Origin of the sequence: Nonomuraea sp. CA-218870 (assembly GCF_050936535.1) — a bacterium.
GTDB lineage: Bacteria > Actinomycetota > Actinomycetes > Streptosporangiales > Streptosporangiaceae > Nonomuraea > Nonomuraea corallina.
Genome location: NZ_JBNJMN010000001.1, coordinates 5,342,047 through 5,362,571, shown reverse-complemented (window position 1 = coordinate 5,362,571; position 20,525 = coordinate 5,342,047). Strand labels below are relative to the sequence as shown.

Annotated in this window: 20 protein-coding genes and 3 tRNA genes; 10 read left to right on the top strand and 13 right to left on the bottom strand. The window is 73.3% G+C overall.

The features are described from left to right. Positions 1-62: 62 nt before the first annotated feature. Positions 63-1,370: an MFS transporter gene (locus ACQEUU_RS25790; protein ID WP_433070460.1), complete on the bottom strand. Its 1,308-nt coding sequence runs from the start codon at positions 1,368-1,370 to the stop codon at positions 63-65. A gap of 91 nt (positions 1,371-1,461) precedes the next feature. On the opposite strand from ACQEUU_RS25790, the gene ACQEUU_RS25785 reads away from it, so the two are divergent. The 3 genes from ACQEUU_RS25785 to ACQEUU_RS25775 are packed head-to-tail and all read left to right on the top strand — an operon-like array spanning position 1,462 to position 3,066. After that, a complete protein-coding gene (locus tag ACQEUU_RS25785) occupies positions 1,462-2,142 on the top strand; it encodes a GntR family transcriptional regulator (protein ID WP_433070458.1) in 681 nt (226 codons plus the stop codon). An 11-nt stretch (positions 2,143-2,153) separates the two neighbouring features. Continuing rightward, positions 2,154-2,522, top strand: a complete 369-nt coding sequence (locus tag ACQEUU_RS25780; protein ID WP_433070456.1) for a DUF2203 domain-containing protein — start codon at positions 2,154-2,156, stop codon at positions 2,520-2,522. Positions 2,523-2,532: 10 nt separating this feature from the next. Next, complete coding sequence (locus ACQEUU_RS25775; protein WP_433070454.1) at positions 2,533-3,066, top strand: CGNR zinc finger domain-containing protein; 534 nt, start codon at positions 2,533-2,535, stop codon at positions 3,064-3,066. On the opposite strand, the gene ACQEUU_RS25770 is transcribed toward ACQEUU_RS25775, so the two are convergent. Continuing rightward, on the bottom strand, positions 3,042-4,280 hold the full coding sequence (locus ACQEUU_RS25770) for an MFS transporter (protein ID WP_433070451.1): 1,239 nt from the start codon (positions 4,278-4,280) through the stop codon (positions 3,042-3,044). The genes ACQEUU_RS25775 and ACQEUU_RS25770 overlap by 25 nt on opposite strands. A gap of 39 nt (positions 4,281-4,319) precedes the next feature. After that, a complete protein-coding gene (locus ACQEUU_RS25765) occupies positions 4,320-5,078 on the bottom strand; it encodes a VOC family protein (RefSeq protein WP_433070449.1) in 759 nt (252 codons plus the stop codon). Between the two features lie 147 nt (positions 5,079-5,225). Between ACQEUU_RS25765 and ACQEUU_RS25760 the strand changes: the two genes are divergently transcribed. Then, positions 5,226-5,855, top strand: coding sequence for an alpha-ketoglutarate-dependent dioxygenase AlkB (locus ACQEUU_RS25760; protein ID WP_433070446.1), 630 nt, complete (start codon positions 5,226-5,228; stop codon positions 5,853-5,855). A gap of 3 nt (positions 5,856-5,858) precedes the next feature. On the opposite strand, the gene ACQEUU_RS25755 is transcribed toward ACQEUU_RS25760, so the two are convergent. From ACQEUU_RS25755 to ACQEUU_RS25735, 5 genes are all read right to left on the bottom strand, one after another. After that, entirely contained in the window at positions 5,859-6,920 is a 1,062-nt protein-coding gene (locus ACQEUU_RS25755) for a WD40/YVTN/BNR-like repeat-containing protein (RefSeq protein WP_433070443.1), read from the bottom strand. 114 nt (positions 6,921-7,034) lie between these two features. Next, positions 7,035-7,109 (bottom strand) — tRNA-Val (locus ACQEUU_RS25750). A gap of 1 nt (position 7,110) precedes the next feature. Beyond that, a tRNA-Cys gene (locus tag ACQEUU_RS25745) sits at positions 7,111-7,184 on the bottom strand. A gap of 15 nt (positions 7,185-7,199) precedes the next feature. Then, positions 7,200-7,271, bottom strand: a tRNA-Gly gene (locus tag ACQEUU_RS25740). A gap of 39 nt (positions 7,272-7,310) precedes the next feature. Next, positions 7,311-7,946, bottom strand: a complete 636-nt coding sequence (locus tag ACQEUU_RS25735) for an ACT domain-containing protein (protein WP_433070440.1) — start codon at positions 7,944-7,946, stop codon at positions 7,311-7,313. Positions 7,947-8,026: 80 nt separating this feature from the next. Between ACQEUU_RS25735 and dusB the strand changes: the two genes are divergently transcribed. The 3 genes from dusB to ACQEUU_RS25720 all read left to right on the top strand — a co-directional run bounded on the left by dusB (position 8,027) and on the right by ACQEUU_RS25720 (position 10,469). Further along, positions 8,027-9,136 carry a tRNA dihydrouridine synthase DusB gene (dusB, locus tag ACQEUU_RS25730; protein ID WP_433070437.1) on the top strand — a complete coding sequence of 370 codons (1,110 nt, stop codon included), beginning with the start codon at positions 8,027-8,029 and terminating at the stop codon, positions 9,134-9,136. 23 nt (positions 9,137-9,159) lie between these two features. Continuing rightward, entirely contained in the window at positions 9,160-9,723 is a 564-nt protein-coding gene (locus ACQEUU_RS25725; RefSeq protein WP_433070434.1) for a hypothetical protein, read from the top strand. 293 nt (positions 9,724-10,016) lie between these two features. Further along, positions 10,017-10,469, top strand: a complete 453-nt coding sequence (locus tag ACQEUU_RS25720; RefSeq protein WP_433071986.1) for a GNAT family N-acetyltransferase — start codon at positions 10,017-10,019, stop codon at positions 10,467-10,469. A 76-nt stretch (positions 10,470-10,545) separates the two neighbouring features. Here ACQEUU_RS25720 and ACQEUU_RS25715 read toward each other — a convergent pair whose 3' ends face one another. The 3 genes from ACQEUU_RS25715 to ACQEUU_RS25705 are packed head-to-tail and all read right to left on the bottom strand — an operon-like array spanning position 10,546 to position 14,873. Continuing rightward, complete coding sequence (locus ACQEUU_RS25715; protein WP_433070431.1) at positions 10,546-13,044, bottom strand: DEAD/DEAH box helicase; 2,499 nt, start codon at positions 13,042-13,044, stop codon at positions 10,546-10,548. 29 nt (positions 13,045-13,073) lie between these two features. Continuing rightward, on the bottom strand, positions 13,074-13,577 hold the full coding sequence (locus tag ACQEUU_RS25710) for an N-acetyltransferase family protein (RefSeq protein ID WP_433070429.1): 504 nt from the start codon (positions 13,575-13,577) through the stop codon (positions 13,074-13,076). A gap of 6 nt (positions 13,578-13,583) precedes the next feature. Further along, a complete protein-coding gene (locus ACQEUU_RS25705; protein ID WP_433070426.1) occupies positions 13,584-14,873 on the bottom strand; it encodes an acyltransferase family protein in 1,290 nt (429 codons plus the stop codon). 165 nt (positions 14,874-15,038) lie between these two features. On the opposite strand from ACQEUU_RS25705, the gene ACQEUU_RS25700 reads away from it, so the two are divergent. Both ACQEUU_RS25700 and ACQEUU_RS25695 read left to right on the top strand, forming a co-directional pair. Further along, entirely contained in the window at positions 15,039-16,286 is a 1,248-nt protein-coding gene (locus tag ACQEUU_RS25700; RefSeq protein ID WP_433070423.1) for a sensor histidine kinase, read from the top strand. Next, entirely contained in the window at positions 16,277-16,924 is a 648-nt protein-coding gene (locus tag ACQEUU_RS25695) for a response regulator (protein WP_433070421.1), read from the top strand. Before ACQEUU_RS25700 ends, ACQEUU_RS25695 begins: the two co-directional genes overlap by 10 nt. 255 nt (positions 16,925-17,179) lie before the next feature. Here ACQEUU_RS25695 and mihF read toward each other — a convergent pair whose 3' ends face one another. Beyond that, positions 17,180-17,485, bottom strand: a complete 306-nt coding sequence (mihF, locus tag ACQEUU_RS25690) for an integration host factor, actinobacterial type (RefSeq protein ID WP_101784984.1) — start codon at positions 17,483-17,485, stop codon at positions 17,180-17,182. A 427-nt stretch (positions 17,486-17,912) separates the two neighbouring features. Next, complete coding sequence (locus tag ACQEUU_RS25685; protein ID WP_433070418.1) at positions 17,913-19,238, bottom strand: ROK family protein; 1,326 nt, start codon at positions 19,236-19,238, stop codon at positions 17,913-17,915. A 24-nt stretch (positions 19,239-19,262) separates the two neighbouring features. Between ACQEUU_RS25685 and ACQEUU_RS25680 the strand changes: the two genes are divergently transcribed. Continuing rightward, entirely contained in the window at positions 19,263-20,486 is a 1,224-nt protein-coding gene (locus tag ACQEUU_RS25680; protein WP_433070415.1) for an MFS transporter, read from the top strand. Positions 20,487-20,525: the final 39 nt, after the last annotated feature.

Genomic DNA, 20,525 nt, shown 5'->3' with positions numbered 1-20,525 from the left:
CCGCGGGCGGCGGTGGCAGCCGCCGCCCGCGGTTGTTTCGCGGCAACTCCAGGAGGGCGGTCTCAGGCGCGCTGCGGCAACGGGCCCGGCTCGGCGGCCAGGTCGAGGTCCCGCGTCTCCGGCGCGATGGCCAGGCCCAGGGCGGTGACCGCCAGCGCGGCCACCACGTACACCGACACCGCGAGCGTGGTGCCGAACGCGTCGAAGAGCTTGATGGCGATGATCGGGGCGAGGGCGCCGCCCGCGATGCCGGCCACCTGGTAGCCCATCGAGGCTCCGCTGTAGCGCAGCCTGGTGCTGAACAGCTCGGCGATGAAAGCCGCCTGCGGCCCGTACATCGCCGCGTGGGTGACCAGCGCGACCGCCGCGGCCACGATGATCAGGAACGTGGACCGGGTCTCCAGCAGCGGGAAGAACGCGAACACCCAGACCGCGGCGCCCACCACGCCGGCGAGGTACACCGGTCGTCTGCCGTACCGGTCCGACAGTGAGCCGAACAGCGGGATCAGCGCCAGTTGCAGGGCCGAGGCGACCAGCACCGCGTTCAGCCCCACCTGCCGGTCCAGCCCGAGCGGGCCGGTCAGGTAGACGAGGATGTACGCGGTGAAGGTGTAGAAGGCGACGTCCACGCCGATCCGGGCGGTGAAGGCCGACAGCAGCGCGCGCGGGTGCGTGCGCAGCACCTCCAGCAGCGGCATCCGCGCCTTGGCGCCCTGCTGCTCGACCTCGGCGAACAGCGGCGATTCGGTGATCTTCAGGCGTACCCACAGGCCGACGAGGACCAGCACGCCGGACAGCAGGAACGGCACCCGCCAGCCCCACGACAGGAACGCGGCGTCAGGCAGCGTGAACGACAGGAACGCGAGCAGGCCGGTGGCCAGCACGTAGCCCGCCGGCACGCCGACCTGTGGCCAGCTCGCGTTGAAGCCGCGGCGGCGGGGGTCGCCGTGCTCCAGCGACATGATCACGGCGCCGCCCCACTCGCCGCCGAGCCCCAGGCCCTGCACGAACCGGAGTGTGGCCAGCATGACAGGCGCCAGGACGCCTATCGTGTCGTACCCGGGCAGCACGCCGATGAGGAACGTCGAGATGCCCATCACCAGCAGCGTCACGACAAGCACCGTCTTGCGGCCGGTGCGGTCGCCGAAGTGGCCGAACACGATGCCGCCCAGGGGCCGGGCGACGAACGCCACCGCGTTCGTGGTCAGGGCGAGCAGGGTGGCGTTGAGCGGGTCGAAGGTCGGGAAGAAGAGCTTGCCGAAGACCAGAGTGGCGGCCGTCGTGTACAGGAAGAAGTCGTACCACTCCAGCGACGTGCCGATCAGGCTGGCGAGGATCACCCGCCGGGATTGGGAGGTGGAGCCGGGCATCGAACGCTCCTTCCGTCAGGGGGTCACTGTTTCAACGTAAGGATCGTTGAACGATTCGACAAGAGGTTTGCTCGATGATTTCCTGGACCCTGTGGACGACGCAGTAGCCGACCTGGTCCAGGACCGATCCCGCCTCGGGCGCAGCAGCACCGCCGAGCGGGTCGCCGACATCCTGCGCGACCGGATCACCGAAGGGCTGTTCATGCCCGGCCAGCGCCTTTCCGAGGAGTCGATCTGCGAGGCGCTGGGCGTCTCGCGCAACACCCTGCGGGAGGCGTTCCGGCTGCTGAGCCACGAGCGGCTGCTCGACCACCGGCTCAACAGGGGGGTCTTCGTCCGCGTGCTGTCGGCCGAGGACGTCTCCGACCTCTACCGCGTACGCCGGGTGCTCGAAGGCGCGGCCGTCCGCCGCTCTCCGACGCCGCAGGCCATGACCCTGATCCGGGAGGCGCTGGCCGACGCCGAGCGGGCCGCCGGCGGCGACGACTGGCAGGCCGTCGGCACCGCCAACATCCGCTTCCACCAGGCCCTCGTCGCGCTCAACGAGAGTCCCAGGCTCGACGAGACGATGCGCCAGCTCCTGGCCGAGCTGCGCCTGGTCTTCCACGTGATGGACAACCCGCGCGACTTCCACGAGCCGTTCGTCGCCCGCAACCGCGAGCTGCTCACCCTGATCGAGGCCGGCGAGCCCGACCGCGCCGCCGCCTACCTCGACGGCTACCTCGACCACGCCGAGCGGCTTCTGCTCCGGGCCTACGAGCCGAACCGCTAACGTTCCCGGCTATGAACAGGCTCTTCTCCCTCGGCGAGGCCCGCGCGCTGATGCCGGGGATCCTCGCCGAGGCCGCCGCGCTCGTCGCCGCCCGCGCCGACCTCGCCGAGATCACCTACGACCGCGACACCGCCGGCGCGTCCCCGCTAGGCGGGCTGGCGGAGCTCAAGGGCATCGAGGCGCGCATGCAGGAGATCCTGGGCCGCTGGACCGGCCTCGGCCTGGAGGTGAAGGGCATCGCGCCGGTGCTGCTTGACTTCCCCGCCGTGCTCGACGGCGCCTCCGTGCGGCTGTGCTGGATCGAGGGCGAGACGGAGCTGGGCTGGTACCACCGGTCGGAGCTGGGCTTCCCGGGCCGCCGCAGGCTGCCGCGAACGTAGTCTCGGAGGCGTGGAGGCTCACTCGGCCAAGGCGATGGCGGCGCGGGCCGTCGAACTGTGCACCGCCCTGCTGTACGAGGACGCGACGGTGGAGTCGGTGGCCCGGGTGCTGCTCGCCCATGGTGAGAGCGGGCCGCTCGACCTCACCGAGGCCGACCTGCGGGCGATGCGGGAGGTCGCGGCCCGGCTCGTCGAGGTCCTCGCCGCGCCCGGCCCCGCCTCGGCGGCGGCCCTGCTCAACCGCCTCCTGGCGGCCGCGGCCGGGCCGCCCCGGCTCACCAGCCATGACGGCGCGACCGGCTGGCACGTGCACGTCGACAGCGACGACGACGCGCCCTGGGCCGAATGGTTCCAGGCGTCGTCGGCGCTGGCCCTGGCCGTGCTCCTGGCCGAGCACCAGCGGGTCCCCGGCGGCCTGTGCGCCTCCCCGGCCTGCCGCCGGCCCTTCCTGCACGCCGGCGGGGGCAGCCCGCGCCGCTACTGCAGCCCCCGCTGCGCCACCCGCGAGCGGGTGGCCGCCTACCGCTCCACCCGCCCCGCCTGATCACCTTCCCGCGCGGCCCCGCCACCCGTTCCCGAGGGGCCGCCCGTCTCCGGGGCACGGCCGGTCCGGGGGAGTGACAGCAGGCCGTACGCCGCCACGGCCAGGAGCTGGACGGCCGCGCCCACCGCCAGGGCGAGCGCCGGCGAGCGCGCCGCCAGCGGCCCCGCCACGACCGAACCGGCGGCGAACGAGGTGATCTTCAAGCTGGCCCCGGTCGTGAACACCTGGCTGCGCACCCGCTCCGGCGCCTCCCGGTGACGCACCGCGAGCAGCGCGGTGAGCTGCGGCCCCTGGCCCACCCCCGCTGTCACGGCGCCCGCCACCGCCACCGCGAACGACCCGGCCACCGCCGCCACCAGGGTCCCCACCCCGATCAGCAGGGTCGACACGACCAGCATCGTGTCCCGGCTCCACGCCATCCCCGCCCGCGCGACCACGGCGTTGGCCATCAGCGCGGCCCCGGCCGTCACCGCCAGCAGCAGCGCCCCGTACCCGGCGTCGCCCGCGAGCCGCAGGCCCAGCATCGGCGCGGCCACGACCAGCAGGGCCACGCCCGCCATCGAGATCATGGACGTCACGGTGGCCCGCCGCAGCGCCCGGCCCCCGGCGATGGCGCGGAACCCCGCGGCGATCTCGGCCGCGACCGCCCCCGCCCGCTCCCGCCTCGGCGGCCGGCGCGGCAGCGCCCACGCCCCGGGCAGGGCCGCCGCCAGCAGCGCCACGCTCGCCGCCACCGCGGCCTCCCCGCCGGCGACGGTGGCGATCAGCGCCACGATCGCGGGCCCGGCCAGCCCCGCCACGTTGTAGCTCATAGCGTCCAGCGCGTTGGCCCGGGGCAGCCGGCCGGCCTCGACGACGAGCGGCAGCTGCGCGGTCCACCCGCCGTTCAGCGACGGCCCGAGCAGCCCGGTCAGCACCGCCACCCCGATCAGCACCGCGTCCGGCACCCGGCCCAGCCCGGCGAGCACGACGAGCAGCCCCGCCCCGTACCCGGCCAGGCACCAGCCCAGCACCCGGCCCGGCCGCCGCGTCCGGTCGAGCAGCACGCCCAGCAGCGGCCCCCCGACCGCCGCCGACGCGGTCAGCCCCGCCAGCAGCGCCGAGGCCAGCACCGGCGACCCGGTCACGGCCACCCCGGCGACCAGCAGCGCGGGCCCGGACATCTCATCCCCGGTGCGGGAGGCGAGAGCACCGATCATGTAACGGGTCAGCACCCGGAAGACGTTACACGCCCCGGGCACCCCGTACGATGCTCAGGTCGTACTGGTGATCACCGCGAACCGCGCCCCGTGCGGGTCGGACAGGAAGGCCATCCGGCCGACCCCCTGCACCGTCTCCACCGGCCCGCGCGCCGTGCCGCCGAGCTCCTGGCACATGGCCACCACCGTGTCGCAGTCGGGCACCTCGAAATACGGTCCCCAGTGCGCCGGGCCGCCCGACTTCAGCCGGGCCAGCCCCGCCATCGACAACTCGGCGTCGCCGTCGGCCGGGTAGGCGACCGGATAAGTGAAGTCCCCCATGTCCATGTCCGTGAACCGCCAGCCGAACACCGACCGGTAGAAGGCGCGGGCGTCGTCGAGGTCCGGCGTGTACAGCTCGGCCCACGCGAGCGACCCCGGCGCGTTCACCAGGTCGAGGCCGTGCGTGCCGCCCGGCTGCCAGAGCGCGAACTCGGCCCCCGCCGGGTCGGTGAGCTGCGCCATCCGCCCCTGCCCCTCGATGTCGAAGGGCCGGGACCGCACCGTGCCGCCGGCCAGCTCGACGGCCTTGACGGTCTCATCGCAGTCGAGCGTCTGGAAGTAGATCATCCAGGTCGGGCCGGCGCCCTCCTCCATCACCGTGCCGACCGCCGCCACGGTGTCGCCGCCGATCTGCCACAGGCCGTATCCCTCCATGGCCGGCTCGAACCGCCAGCCGAACAGGCCGCTGTAGAAGCTCGCGGACGCCTCCAGGTCGGAGCTGCCGAGGTCGACCCAGCACGGGCTGCCCGGCAGGAACTGAGTGGTGAGCATGATGTGTCCTCAGTGGGCCGCGGTGGCGCGACCCGCTGCGGCCCGAGGCGACGCCACCCGTTTCCTGTCTCGTTCCTCTCCCTGCCCAGCCACGGAGAACCGGCACAGTCGAAAACGTGTTTGAGACGATGACGTAGGATCGGCCGTATGGCGGCTGTCTACCAAGCGTCCCTGTTCGGCCTGGACGAGGAGCTCGCCGTCGGGCCGCTCGGCTCGACGGTCCGCCGCACGGTCCTCGGCCGGGGCGCGTGGCTGGACGTGCGGCCGGGCTGGCTGTCGGGAGCCGACGAGCTGTTCGAGCGGCTGGCGGAGTCGGTGCCGTGGCGGGCCGAGCGCCGCAGGATGTACGACCGCGTCGTCGACGTCCCCCGGCTGCTCAAGTTCTACGAGGAGGGCGAGACGCTGCCCCACCCGGTGCTCGCCGAGGCCGGGCGGGCCCTCGACGAGCACTACCGCGACGAGCTGGGCGAGCCGTTCGCCACCGCCGGCCTGTGCTACTACCGTGACGGCCGCGACAGCGTGGCCTGGCACGGCGACACCATCGGCCGGGGCGCCGACCAGGACACGATGGTGGCCATCCTGTCCGTCGGCCACGCCCGGCCGCTGCTGCTGCGCCCACGCGGCGGCGGCCCGTCACTCCGCTACGACCTGGGCCACGGCGACCTCGTCGTGATGGGCGGCAGTTGCCAGCGCACCTGGGAGCACGCCGTCCCCAAGACCACCCGTCCGGCGGGCCCGCGCATCAGCGTGCAGTTCCGTCCGCGCGGCGTCCGCTGAAGGTCACCGGCGCACGGTGAGCCTGGCGACGCGGCCCTGCTCGCCCGCGGCCCAGCATGACAGGTCCCGGGTGCAGGCCACCGTGTCGAAGGACCCCGGGTCGAACGTCCGCCAGGTCCGCCCGCCGTCGTAGGTGACGTCGCTCCCGGTCGGCCCCACCGCGATCGCCGCGAACGGCAGGTGCGGCAGCCACGTCACCCCCGACCGGTAGGCGGGCGGCGGGGTCGCCGACGGCTGCCAGGTTGCTCCGCCGTCGCGGGTGACGGCGGCCGCGTCCGGCGACGGCAGGCCCGGCTGGAAGTCGCCGCCCACCGCGATGCCGTGCCGCCCGTCGCGGAAGGCCAGCGCGAACACGCCGCGCGCCGGATCGCCCCCGGGGATGGGCGTGTCGGCCACCGTCCAGGTCAGCCCCCGGTCCCGCGAGTGGAACACCCGGGCCCGCTCCGCCCCGCCGGCGGCCAGCCAGACGTCCCGCGAACCCGCCGTCACCAGGCACTGACCGCTGGCCGCGAACCCGGCCTCGCCCGGCAGCGCCTCCGGCATCCCGTCCGAAGGCAGCACCCGCCAGCTCCGCCCGCCGTCCTCGGTGGCCAGGATGCGGAACCTGCCGTCGACCGGGTCGCTCATCGCCAGCCCGTGCCGCCGGTCGAAGAAGGCCATGCAGTCGTAGAAGGCACGCGGCTCGTCGTTCCTGAACGTCTCGGTCCACGTCCTCCCGCCGTCGTCCGTACGGTAGACCCGCGAGTCGGAGCCCTCGCCGATGGACAGCGCCACGGCCCGGCGCGCGTCGAACGCCTCCACGTCCCTGAACTGCAGCGCCTCGGCGCCGGGCGGCGAGACGTTCTGCCAGCTCCGGCCGCCGTCGACGGTCCGCAGGACGGTCCCCGCCGAGCCGGAGGCCCAGGCCACGTGCCGGCTCACCGGAGACAGCCCGCGTAACCGGGCGCTCACCCCGGTCTCCTGCGTCTCCCACCCCAGCGACGGCGTCGCGGCCTGAGCGGGCGGGGGAGCGGAGGCGAGCAGGCAGGCGGCGGACAGGACGCTCAACGCGAGTCTCAGTCTCATGCCGGGCAACCTAACCCACCGCTTCACGCCGCGTCCACGCGCGCGGTCAGGCCGCCGGACGGGTCGCGGGCCGCACATGCGAGAGCCCCCGGCGGGGCCGGGGGCTCGTCGAGGTGGTGGACGATACTGGGATTGAACCAGTGACCTCTTCCGTGTCAGGGAAGCGCTCTCCCGCTGAGCTAATCGTCCGTGGAGGTGGAGACGGGATTTGAACCCGCGTGCACGGCTTTGCAGGCCGCTGCCTCGCCTCTCGGCCACTCCACCGGGGCGACCTCTCCGAGCGGAAGACGGGATTCGAACCCGCGACCCTCACCTTGGCAAGGTGATGCTCTACCCCTGAGCCACTTCCGCGTTGCCCGACTACTGTAGCGAATTTCCCGCCGCCCCGCCTCACCCGCGCAGCTGGCGGGCGACGCTCCGCTCGGTGGCCGGCATCATCAGGAAGATCTCCAGGATGCGGGTCAGGCGGTGCACCTCGATGCGGTGGAAGGCCGGGCCGTCGGAGCGGGCCAGCAGGAGCGTGAGGGCCAGCGGCGGCAGCGGGGCGTGGATGACGTGCAGGCCGCCCTCCAGCGTGGTCGCCGCGGGCCGGGCCGGCACCGGGTCGGGCAGCGGCACCTCGTGCGGGGCGCGCCAGCTGGCGTAGACGACGCCGTCGGCGGTGGCGGTCGCGGCCCAGTCGGCGCTGAACAGCACCGGCAGGGAGTCGACGAGCGTCGTCAGGCCGCGCTCGCCCGCCGTCGTGACGTACTTGAGGATCTCCAGCTCGGGGTAGGTGCCGACGGCCTCGCGGGTGGGCCAGACGCCTTCGACGGCGACGCCGGGGACGCTGGTGAGGCGCTCGCGCAGCGTCTCGACGGTCGTGCCGTCGGGGCAGAACACGGTGATGTCGTCCACCGCCCTGCCCTCTCCCCGCTCCAGGACGATCATCTGGGTGATGTCGGCTCCGGCGTCGCCGAGCGCCTGGGTGATCCGCGCCAGCGAGCCCGGCCGGTCGGGCAGCGCGACGCGCACGCGTAGCAGCATCAGTCCCCTTCCCCCGCACGTCGGAGCCAGCGTATCGGGCGAATACCGCTTCCCGGCGGACGTGCGCTACAACTGGGCGCATGAAGATTGGGCCGATCGAGGTGTGGCCGCCCGTCGTGCTGGCGCCGATGGCGGGCATCACGAACGCGCCGTTCCGCGTGCTCTGCCGGGAGCAGGGCGGCGGCCTGTTCGTGTGCGAGATGATCACCTCGCGGGCCCTGGCGGAGCGGAACGCCAAGACCATGAAGATGATCCGCTTCGACGAGTCCGAGCGGCCCAGGAGCCTGCAGCTGTACGGGGTCGATCCCCGGACCGTGGGCCGGGCGGTCAAGATGGTCGCCGAGGAGGACCTGGCCGACCACGTCGACCTCAACTTCGGCTGCCCCGTGCCCAAGGTCACCCGGCGCGGCGGCGGCTCCGCGCTGCCGTACAAGCGCAACCTGCTGCGGCGGATCCTGCGTGAGGCGGTGGCGAACGCGGGCCCGCTCCCCGTGACCATGAAGATGCGGATGGGCATCGACGACGACCACCTGACCTACCTCGACGCCGGCCGCATCGCCGCCGAGGAGGGCGTGGCGGCGGTGGCGCTGCACGCGCGCACCGCGCGCCAGCACTACGGCGGGACGGCCGACTGGGACGCGATCGCCCGGCTCAAGGAGGCGGTGCCGGAGATCCCCGTGCTGGGCAACGGTGACATCTGGTGCGCCGAGGACGCGCTGCGGATGGTCGCCAGGACCGGATGCGACGGCGTGGTCGTGGGCCGGGGCTGCCTGGGCCGGCCGTGGCTGTTCGCCGACCTGGCCAACGCGTTCGCCGGCAGCCCCGAGCGGGCCCGGCCGACGCTCGGCGAGGTGGCCGCGACGATGGCCAGGCACGCCACGATGATGGTGGAGGCGTTCGACACCGAGCGCTACGCGATCGCCGACTTCCGCAAGCACATCGGCTGGTACCTCAAGGGCTTCACCGTCGGCGCGGAGCTGCGGCGCCGGGTGACGACCGCCGGGTCGCTGGACGAGCTGCGGGAGGGCCTGGCCGAGCTCGACCCGGAGCAGCCGTGGCCGCCCAACACCGACACGCCGCGCGGCAAGTCCGGCGAGCGCGGCAAGGTCCACCTGCCGGAGGGCTGGCTGGACGACCCGTGGGACACCGTGGTGCCCGAGGACGCGGAGTCGGACGTCTCAGGGGGTTAGCGGCGCGCTCGTACGATGTCGCCATGATGTCGACGCTCTTACTGGCCGCGGCGGTGGCCATCCCCAACGGGTTCATGCTGTACGAGAAGGCCGCCGCCAAGAAGGATGACAATCCCGAGCACAGCTGGGAGGTCACCAGGCGGACCTCCGCCAAGCTGGTGGTCAATCCGTGTGACAGGGCCACGCTCGCCCGGTCCGGACGCGAGGCGGCCAGGACCCTGATCTACACGGCCGTGCCCGACTACTCCAAGTCCGAACAGGTGATCCTCTACACCTCGAAGGCCACGGCCAAGAAGGCGATGCGGGACCTCCGTTCCGCGGTCCGCTCCTGCGGCACCAGGAACTACCGCTACTCCGGCAAGAAGGTGAAGCTCGGCGACGAGTCCCTCGCCGTGACCGGCCAGGCCTACAGCCGGGGGAAGCCGGCCATCGGCGGCGAGCGCGGCATCGTGACGCGGCGGGCGAACGCGCTGGTGATCTACACGGTCGGAGGGGAGTGGGGCCCGCCCGCCACCGCGGACTTCAGGATGCAGCTCAAGGACAGCAGGAAGATGCTGGGCAAGATCTGCGAGATCGCCGCCTGCTGACCAGCCCGGATCATGAAATGTCACGATCTCGGGACATCGTCATGACACGACGCCAACCATCGTGACGCGATTATAAGAACAACAGGCGTGTGCCGGGATGTCCTTGCCAGTCCATCCCGGCACACGGCTTTTTCTTTCCCCCGCCGGGTGCCGGGGCTGTCGCACGCGGGGGCCAGCCCGGACCCCGGCGAGAAGCTCCCTCCGTAAAAGACACCGACTCGCGCCGGACATATCTCCTTAACACGGGAGATGTATGGTCGATCGGCGAGCGGAAGGGGTATTTCTTGGAGATCGTGGTCGACGACCTCACCGGCGAGGAGATCGCCAAGTTCCTGGAAGAGCACGTCCAGGAGATGCTGTCCACCACGCCGCTGGAAAGCAAGCACGCCCTCGACCTCGACGGGCTGCGCCGTCCCGAGATCACGTTCTGGTCGGTCTGGGACGACGGAACCCTGGTCGGCTGCGGTGCCCTCAAACGGCTCGACGCCGAACACGCCGAACTCAAGTCCATGCGCACCGCCACCTCTCGCAAACGCGGCGGAGTGGGATCGTTCCTGCTGAACCACATCATCGCCGAGGCCACACGCGGGGGATTCGCCCGGATCAGTCTGGAAACCGGCTCGGCCCCGTTCTTCCTGCCTGCCAGAAAGCTGTACGAGAAGTTCGGATTCGCCTACTGCGAGCCGTTCGCGGATTATCGGCCCGACCCCAACAGCGTTTTCATGACCCTGGCCCTGCCGCGCTGACCTGGCCCTGCCGCGCTGACCTGGCTCCGCCGCGCTGACGCGGCGGAGCCGGGTCACCGTCCGGCCGCCGGACCCGCTACAGCCGGTTGAGGCCCTGGACGTGGATGACGGCCCGCCCCTCCTCGTCGGACGCCGTCAGGTCGACCTGGGCGTCGATGCCCCAGTCGCCGTCGCCCGCCGGGTCCTTCACCGTCTGGCGGACCTTCCACACGCCCGTCTCCTCCTCGATGCGCAGCAGCGCCGGTCCCCGGGCGTCGGCGTCGGTGAGGATCTCCTCGTGCTCGTCGTAGTAGGCGTCGAGCGCGGCCCCCCAGTCGACGTCGGGGGCCAGCTCCTCCAGCTCCGCCTCCTTCTCCAGCGCGCACAGCTCGACGAGGCGGAACATGGCGTTGCGCACCAGCACCCGGAACGCCCGCGGGTTGCCGGTGACCGGGCGCACCCGGGTCTCCAGCTGCTCCCGCCGCTCCAGCGCCTCGTCGGGGTTGGCGAGCTTCTCCCACTCGTCGATCAGGCTGGAGTCGACCTGGCGCACCAGCTCGCCGAGCCACTCGATCAGGTCGACCAGGTCCTCGGTCTTGAGGTGCTCGGGGACGGTGCGCGACAGCGTCCGGTAGGCGTCGGCCAGGTAGCGCAGCACGGTGCCCTCGGAGCGGGCCAGCTCGTAGAACTGGATGTACTCGCCGAACGTCATCGCCCGCTCGTACAGGTCGCGGACCACGGACTTGGGGCTGACGGTGTAGTCGCCGACCCACGGGTGGCCGCGCCGGTAGGTCTCGTACGCGCCGAGCAGCAGGTCCTCCAGCGGCATCGGGTACATGACCTCGGCGAGGGCCTCCATCCGCTCCTCGTACTCGACGCCGTCGGCCTTCATCTCGGCGACGGCCTCGCCGCGCGCCTTCTTGAGCTGGGCCGACAGGATCTGGCGCGGGTCGTCCAGGATGGACTCGACGATCGACACCATGTCCAGGGCGTAGCCGGGGGACTCGCGGTCGAGCAGGTCGAAGGCGGCCAGCGCGAACGTCGACAGCGCCTGGTTGAGCGCGAAGTCCTCCTGCAGCTCGATGGTGAGCCGGGCCCGGCGGCCCTGCTCGTCAGGCTCGGGGAGCTGTTCGACGACGCCGCCGGCCAGCAGCGACCGGTAGATCGCGATGGCCTGGCTGATGTGCCGCCGCTGCCACTTGCGGTCCTCGTGGTTGTCGGTGAGCAGGTGCTTCATCGCCTGGAAGCAGTCGCCCGGCCGGTTGATGACGGCCAGCAGCATCGCGTTGCTCACCTTGAACCGGGACTGCAGCGGCTCCGGCTCGGCCTGCTGCAGCTTCTGGAACGTCTCCTCGCTCCAGCCGACGAACCCCTCCGGCGGCTTCTTGCGGGCGTAGCCGCGCCGCCGCTTCGGGTCATCGCCGATCTTGGCCAGCGCCCGGGCGTTCTCGATGTCGTGCTCGGGGGCCTGGCAGGAGACGTAGCCGATGGTGTCGAAGCCGGCCCGCCCGGCCCGGCCGGCGATCTGGTGGAACTCGCGGGCGCGCAGCCGCCGCACCTTGTTGCCGTCGTACTTGGACAGGGCGGTGAACAGCACGGTGCGGATGGGCACGTTGACGCCGACGCCGAGCGTGTCGGTGCCGCAGATGACCTTGAGCAGCCCGGCCTGGGCCAGCCGCTCCACCAGCCGGCGGTACTTCGGCAGCATGCCGGCGTGGTGGACGCCGATGCCGTGGCGGACCAGCCGCGACAGGGCGCGGCCGAAGCGCGTGGTGAACCGGAAGTGGCCGATCATCGCGGAGATCGCCTCCTTCTCGGCCTTGGTGCACATGTTGATGCTCATCAGCGACTGGGCCCGCTCCATGGCGGCCGCCTGGGTGAAGTGGACCACGTAGACCGGGGCCTGGCCGGTGGTCAGCATCTCCTCCAGCGTCTCGTGCAGCGGCGTCATCCGGTAGGAGTAGACCAGCGGGACGGGCCGCTCGGCGTTCTTGACCACCGCGGTCGGGCGGCCGGTGCGCCGGGTCAGGTCGCGCTCGAACATGGCCACCTCGCCGAGCGTCGCCGACATCAGCACGAACTGCACGTGCGGCAGCTCCAGCAGCGGCACCTGCCAGGCCCAGCCGCGGTCGGGCTCGGCGTAGAAGTGGAACTCGTCCATCACCACCTGGCCGATGTCGGCCCTGGCGCCGTCGCGCAGCGCCACGTTGGCCAGGATCTCGGCGGTGCAGCAGATGATCGGCGCCCCCGGGTTGACGCTGGCGTCGCCCGTCATCATGCCGACGTTCTCGGTGCCGAAGACGGCGCACAGGTCGAAGAACTTCTCCGACACCAGGGCCTTGATCGGCGCGGTGTAGAAGGTGCGCTGGTCACGGGTGAGCGCGGCGAAGTGGGCGCCCGCGGCGACCAGGCTCTTGCCCGAGCCCGTGGGGGTGGCCAGGATCAGGTTGCTGCCCGAGACCACCTCGATGAGCGCCTCTTCCTGGGCTGGATAGAGCGTGAGCCCCCTCTCGGCGTTCCAGGAGGCGAACGCTTCGTAGATGGTGTCGGGATCGGCGTCGATCTCTTCGGGCAGGCGGTCGATGAGAAGGCTCACCCCTCTATCCTGCCGAAGCCCGGAGGGTGCTAGGACCCCAGATCGAGTTGGAGCAGCGTGGTGTCGATCCAGCGGCCGTGCTTGAACCCCACCCCGCGCAGCCGCCCCGCCTCGGTGAACCCGAAGGCGGCGTGCAGCCTGAGCGAGGCCGCCTCCTCCCCGCTGCCGGCGACGACCGCGACGAGCTGGCGCGCCCCGGTGAGCCGGGCGGCGGGGATCAGCTCGCCCAGCAGCAGCCTGCCCAGCCCGCGCCCGGTCGCCTCCGGCGCGAGATAGACCGAGTCCTCCAGCGTGTGCCGGTAGGCGGGCTTGGGGCGGTAGCTGCCGGCGTAGGCGTAGCCGAGCACCGCGCCGTCCTCCTCGGCCACCAGGAACGGCGCCCCCGTCCCGGTGATCGCCGCCGCCTTGACCCGCCACTCGTCACGCGACGGCGGCGTCTCGTCGAAGGTGGCGACGGTCTCGGTGACGTAGTGGGCGTAGATCCGGGTGACGGCCGGCAGGTCGGACTCGGCCACGGGACGGACGATCGTCATGGCGTGTCATTGTGCCCCGGTGAGATGACGGGCGCGTTTCGGCGGGCCCACCGAGGTCAGCCAGAGCCCGGCCGCGATCGCGGCCACCGCGAGCACCGGCGCGGCCTCCGGGGCGAAGCCGCGCACGGTCAGCGCCAGCAGCCCGCCGCCGATCAGTGCGGCGGCGGCCAGCGCGGTGCCCCAGGTCGCGGCCCCGTACGCGAAGGCGGGCGGGTCCTCGTACCGGGCGAACCAGCGCAGCAGCGGCCAGAGCACCAGGGACAGCAGCCCGAACCAGAGCGGCCAGCCGGTGAACCAGCCCACGCTGCCCGGTTCCGGCGTCGAGGCGCCCAGGCCCACCACGAGCACTCCCGTCACCGCGAACAGCGCCGGCATGTGCCACAGGTACGCGGTCATCATCCGCGGCCCCGCCCAGCGCAGCAGGCGGCGCAGCGGCAGCCGCAGGATCCGCTCCCGCAGCAGGAGGGCCAGCCCCACCTGCCCGAACCCGACGGCCATGATCGCGAGCGTGGGCGGCGCCATGTTCGAGGTCTCGGCCCCGGGCAGCCCGATCATGCTGCCGGGGTACGGGCCGGCCGCCACCAGCAGCGCCGCCGTCCCGTACCCGCAGGCCGCCAGCAGGCCCGGCCGCGACAGGCGCCCGTCCGCGTACAGGAAACCGAGCTGGTGCACCGCCAGCCAGACGAAGACCACGTTCAGGTAACCCACCGCGTCGGCCCCGGACGCGAACCGGGCCACGTCCGTCAGCACCGCCCCCGCGGCCAGCGCCGCCGGGACGCGCGCCCCGTACCGTTCGTGCAACCCCAGCAGGTACGGGGTCGCGACCACGGCGACGAGGTAGACGGCGAGGAACCAGAGCAGCTGGCCCGTCAGCCGCGCTCCGGCCTCCAGCGGCTGCTCCGGCACGCCCAGCGCCAGCAGCAGGTGCGGCAGCGGGATCCACACCGCCGCCAGCGGCAGCAGCGGCCAGGCCAGCCGCCGCAGCCGGCCCGTCAGCCAGCGGGGCCCGCCGGCGGGGGAGCGGCCGAAGCTGATCGCGTTGGCCGCGCCGCCCGCGAAGAACACCAGCGGCATCACCTGGCTGATCCACGTCACGACCCACACACCCGGGGTGGCCAGCGCGTTGCCGGTGGTCAGCCGGGCGCCGTCGTAGCCGAGCACCGGGACGGTCCAGTGCTGCAGCACCACCAGCGCCATCCCGAACACCCGCAGGAGGTCGAGGAACGGGTCGCGCGGCGCGGGCGGCGCCGTGCGGGGTCGCTCCAGCAGGACGGTCATGGGGACGCCTCGATTCATCAGGGGACGATGTCCCAAGGCTTCCGGCCGCGGCCGCCCGGCACAGTGCCGTGCGCCGCCGTCTTCGAGGCGGGCGGCCGGGACCGCCGGGGGTAAGGCTGTCCCCACCCCGATACACCGGCATACCGGCTCGAAAGGGGTGCGCCGCGGGCTTAGCGTGATGCCATGCGCTCCCTGATCAGGCGGATCCTGCTGGACACCCGCTACACGCTCGTGGGCTTCCCCGCGACCGTGCTCGCCTTCCCGATCACGATCGCGGGCCTGGCCGCCGGTGTCGGCACCTTGGTGGTGTGGATCGGCGTGCCCATCCTGGCCGGGACGCTGCTGATCGCCCGCGTGTTCGCCGACGGGGAGCGCGCCTGGCTCTCCGACGTGCTCGGGCGCCCGCCCGTGCGTCCCCGCTACAAGGCGCCGCCGCCCGGCGCGGGCCGCTTCCGGCGGCTCCTCAACCCGCTCACCAGCGGGCAGTCCTGGCTCGACCTGCTGCACACCATCGTGAACCTCCCGGTCGCGCTGGTGTCGTTCGTGCTCACCGTCGCCTTCTGGGCGGTCCCGCTCGCCGGCCTGACCTGGCCCGTCTACGGCATCGTCCTGTCGCGCATCCCGGACAACCGGGAGCTGCCCGAACTGCTCGGCCTGGGCGACGGCTACCTGGTCAACACCGTCTTCTACATGTCGGCGGGTCTGCTGTTCCTGATGATCATGCCGTTCGTGGTGCGCGGCGCGGCGCTGCTGCGCGCCGGGCTCGGCCGCGTGCTGCTCACCGGCGTGGCCGAGCTGCACGAGCGCATCGACGACCTGGCCGAGGGCCGCGCCGCCGCCGTCTCCGCCGAGGCCAACGCGCTGCGCAAGCTGGAGCGCGACATCCACGACGGCCCCCAGCAACGGCTGGTGTCACTGGCCATGGAGCTGGCTCGGGCGCAGCGGCAGCTCGCCAAGGACCCCGAGGCCGCCCAGGACACGCTCAAGTCGGCGATCACCGCCACCCGCGACACCCTCGACGAGCTGCGGGCGCTGTCGCGCGGCATCGCGCCGCCCATCCTGTCCGACCGCGGGCTCGCGCCCGCGCTGGCCGCCCTCGCCGGCCGCTGCACCGTCCCCGTCGACCTGGACGTGCCGCAGACCGGGCGGTACGACGCCGCGGTCGAGAACGCCGTCTACTTCGTCGTCGCCGAGTCGCTCACCAACGTGGCCAAGCACAGCGGGGCCACCGTCTGCACCGTCAGGCTCGTGGACACCGGTGACCGCCTGCTGCTGACCATCGGCGATGATGGGGTCGGCGGCGCGCACGTCGCCAAGGGACACGGTCTCGCCGGGCTGGCCGACCGGCTCCGCGCCGTCGACGGAGAGCTCACGGTCAGCTCACCGGAGGGCGGGCCGACGGTGATCGTAGCGGAGGTGCCGTGCGCGTAGTCGTGGCCGATGACGCCGTGCTGATCAGAGAGGGCCTGGTCAGGCTGCTCGAGGAGTTCGGCTGCGAGGTGGTGGCGGCCGTCGGCGACGGCGACGCGCTCGTCGAGGCCGTCACCGAGCACCGGCCGGACGTGGCGGTGGTGGACGTGCGGATGCCGCCCAGCTTCACCGACGAGGGGCTGCGCGCCGCCGTGCGGGCCCGGCAGCGGGTGCCGGGGGCGCCGGTGCTCATCCTGTCGCAGTACGTCGAGGTGTCCTACGCCGACGACCTGCTCGCCGACGCCAGGGGCGCGGTGGGCTACCTGCTGAAGGACCGGGTCGTGGACGTGGAGGAGTTCCTGGAGGGCCTGCGGCGGGTCGCCGCGGGCGGGACCGTGTTCGATCCGCAGGTGGTGTCGCAGTTGATGGTGCGCAGACGCAGGGACGACCCGCTCGCCTCTCTCACGCCGCGCGAGCGCGAGGTGCTGGGCCTGATGGCGGAGGGCAGATCCAACCCCGCCATCGGCAGGCAGCTCGTCATCAGCGACGGGGCCGTGGAGAAGCACATCAGGAGCATCTTCAACAAGCTCGGCCTCTACGCCGACGACAGCGATCAGCACCGCCGGGTCCTCGCCGTCCTGGCGTACCTGCGCTCCTGAGCGCCCGCCCCGCGGCGCGACCGGGGCCGCTCCGAGGCGGCGGTCGAGCCGGTCCCATCGGCGGCCGTGCCGACCGCCGGCCTGCCCCGGCGGGGGCCGGAGCAGCTGGCGTGCCCGCGGTCGCGGCAGCCGGAACCGGGCCTGCTTCGGGGCGGTGCGTGCCGCCCGTCAGCCCCCACTCGGCCCGGTCATCCCCTTGCGCGCGGCCGGCATCCCTCGTCGCCGGCGGGTCGCGCGGACCTGGTGGCCCGGCTGTCAGCCGAGCGCTTCGACCAGCTTCTTGCGCTGCTGGGCGCCCAGGCCGCCGAGCCGGCGCTTCTCGTCGACGCCGGCCTCCTCCATCAGAGCGGTGGCCTTGGCCGGGCCGACGCCCTTCACGGCGCGGAGCGCCTGCGACACCTTGATCTTCTTGGCGATGTCGTCGTCGCGCTCGAGCAGTTGCGAGAACGACAGCTCGCCCGCCTTGACCTTCGCCAGCAGAGCGGTCCTGGCAGCACGGGCCTCCGCGGCCTTCTCCAGCGCGGCCTTGCGCTGTTCGGGGGTGAGAGTAGGAAGTGCCATGTCTAGTTCTCTCCTCGGGGAGTTAACGATCGGGGATTCTGTTACCCGTAGTGCAGTGGCTAATCATGGCGGATACCAGCGGATCGTGTAGCGGAAAGCGCCGCCCGACGTGTCCGCCGCGGCGCGGGCCCCCCGCCGGCGCCCGACACCTTCTGCCCAGGGGTGTCGCCGAGGGGGTACGCGCCCCCGTCCGCGCGCTCTCGGCCATCGGGGCAGGGGCGGGGTGCGATACCGGGTCTGATGGTGATGAAACAGCCTTTGACCAGGGAAGACGGGGTCGGCCGCGGGTCCTGGCGGGCCGTGCGCGAGGGCGTCGTCCTGAGGCTTTCCGCCCGTCCGTCCCGGCCGCCGCGTGCCGGGTCCCGGGACGGGGCCGGGTTCTGTCCTTGATGGTTGGTTTTCGCCCTGAAGCGTGCTTTACATCACACTAATTTTCCGGGCGTGTCGCGGTCTGCCAGGCGGCCAGCCCGGCCGGCGTGAGGAACGCGTCGAACACCGCCTCCATCGCCCCGAGCAGCGGCCCGCGCCAGCGTAGCGGCGAGGCGACGATCAGGGGCGGGCGTTCCCTGCGGATCCTCATCAGCCACGGCTCGCCCGCCGCGCGCAGCTCCGCCTCCGCCCGGCCGAACAGGTCGGCGCCCAGCCCGGAGAGCGTCACCACCTCGGGATCGTGCGCGTTCACCAGGGCGGCGATCCCGCCGCCGAGCGCCTCTACCACGGCCAGGACCGCCTCGCCCGCGTCCCCGTCGCCGGCGGCGGCCCGCGCCAGGATCTCCCCGGCCTGACGCCGGCCCCGGCCGCCCCCGTACTCCAGGCCGAGCCGTCGCAGCAGCGCGTTGGCGCCCACCTCCATCCCCCAGCACCCCCGCGCCCCGCACATGCAGAGCGCCGGCTCCTCCACCTCCGCCGCACCCCCGCCCACGGGCGCATGCGCTGAGGTCCTCCGTGTGCGCTGGGGGCGGGTGGTGTGCAGGGGCATGTGCCCGAACTCGGCTCCGGTGCCGCCGGCCCCGCCGAGGGGCCGCCCGCCGACGACCAGCACGCCGCCGAGGTCGAAGTCCACGTGCAGGTGCAGCCCCAGCCCGACCCCGCGCAGGCGGCCGCGCCGGGCCTCGGCCAGCCCGGCCAGCGCCGTGTCGTTGCCGACCCGTACGCCCTTGACGGCCGGTTCCGGCCGGATCAGCGCGCCGGTCGGCGGCGGGAGATCCCGGCCCGGGCGAGCGCCACGGGCGAGCAGGGCGGGCACGTCCACCGAGCGCCAGCGCAGGTGGGCGACGTCGGTCCGGCCGTCCGGGCGGACCGGGCCCGCCACCGCCACGCCCACGCCCACGACCCGGCCGCCGTACCGCGCGCCGTGGGCGCCGATCGCCGCGCCCAGGGGCAGGAGCGCGTCCTCGGAGGTGCCGTCGTGGGGCCGCTCCGCCAGCACGGTCACCCGGCCGCCGAGCTCGCAGGCGGCCAGTTCCCAGGCGTCCTCCCTGACGTCGGCGGCGAGCACGACGGGCCCGCGCGGGTGCGGGCCCGGCACCGTCGTGGGCCGCCCCCTGCCGTGCCCGGCCGCGGGCTCCTCGTGCAGCAACTCGTCCTCGGCCAGGCCGCCGACCAGCACCGAGGCGGTTCCCCTGGCCAGGTCCAGGTCGCGGGTCAGCTGCGAGCGGGTCCTGGTCGCGCCGCCGTCGTGCACGGCGCGCAGCAGCCGGACCCGGTTGTGCGCACGCAGTTCCCCGCTCGTGGTCGCTCCGTTTGCTCTCATGGTGGTGTTCATTATGCTCTAGGCGTGAACAAAAAGCTGACGGAAGCGCGGCGCGCCCGTATCGGAGTCTTCGGTTTCTTCGTCCTGTGCGGCTTCGTCATGGGGTTATGGGCGGCGGGACTGCCGTCGCTGGACGAGCGGCTGGGGCTCGGCGCGGCCCGGCTCGGCAGCGTCCTGCTCCTCATCTCGGCCGGCGCGCTGGTGTCCATGCTGGCGGCGGGGCCGCTCGTGGACCGGCTCTCCAGCCGGCGGGTCTGCTGGGTGGCCGGACCGGTCTCCGCGCTCGCGCTGCTCGGGCCGGCGCTCTCGACCGGGTACGGCATGCTGGCGGGCCTGGCCGTGCTGTTCGGGCTGGGACTGGGCGTGACCGAGGTGGCCATGAACGCCCACTCCGTCGAGGTCGAGCGGCGCTACGGGCGGCCGATCATCTCGGCGTTCCACGGCGCCTGGAGCCTGGGCGGCGCGGCGGCCGGCGCGCTGACCGCGCTGGCGCTCAGGGCGGGCGCGGACGCCCAGGCGCTGCTGGTGGCCGCCGCCGTCGTGGTGCCGTTCCTGTTCCTGCCGGCGGCCGCCCTGCTGCTGCCGGACCCGCCCGAGCGGCCAGGACCGCGGCCCGGCCCCCGCCGCTCCGGCACGGTCGTGGGCTGGTGGCCGCTCGCGCTGCTGGGCCTGGCCGCGTTCGCCGGGCACCTGGCCGAGGGCGCCGCCATCGACTGGGCCGCGCTGCACGCCCGCTGGGTCCTCGACGCCGACCCCGCCGCCGCGCCTCTCGCGTACACGATCTTCGCGGTCGCCATGACCGCGGTCCGGCTGCTGGGCGATCCCATCCGGGCCCGGCTCGGCTCCGTGCGCACGATCCGGCTGGCCGGCCTGCTGGCCTCCTGCGGGTACGCGCTCGTCCTGGTCGCGCCGGTGACCGGAGGGCTGGCCACGGTCTGCGCCTGGACCGGCTGGGCCCTGGCCGGGGTGGGACTGGCCACGGTGGTCCCGGTCATCTTCAGCGCCGTCGGGGCCGCCGGCGGCCCGGTGGGCAAGGCCCTGGCCCTGGTCACGGCCTGCGGCTACACGGGCCTGCTGGCCGGCCCGGCCATCCTCGGCTACATCGCCGAGGCGTCCTCGCTGCCGGTGGCCCTGATCATCCCCGCTGTCCTGTCGGCCGTGGTCGCCCTGGCCGGCGTGCCGTCCATCCGCGCCCTGACCGCGAAGACCGCGCCGCCCGCCCCCGAACGGGTCCCGGCCGGCGACTGACCCGCCCGCCCCGGGGCCCGGCGACGGGTCCCGGGGACG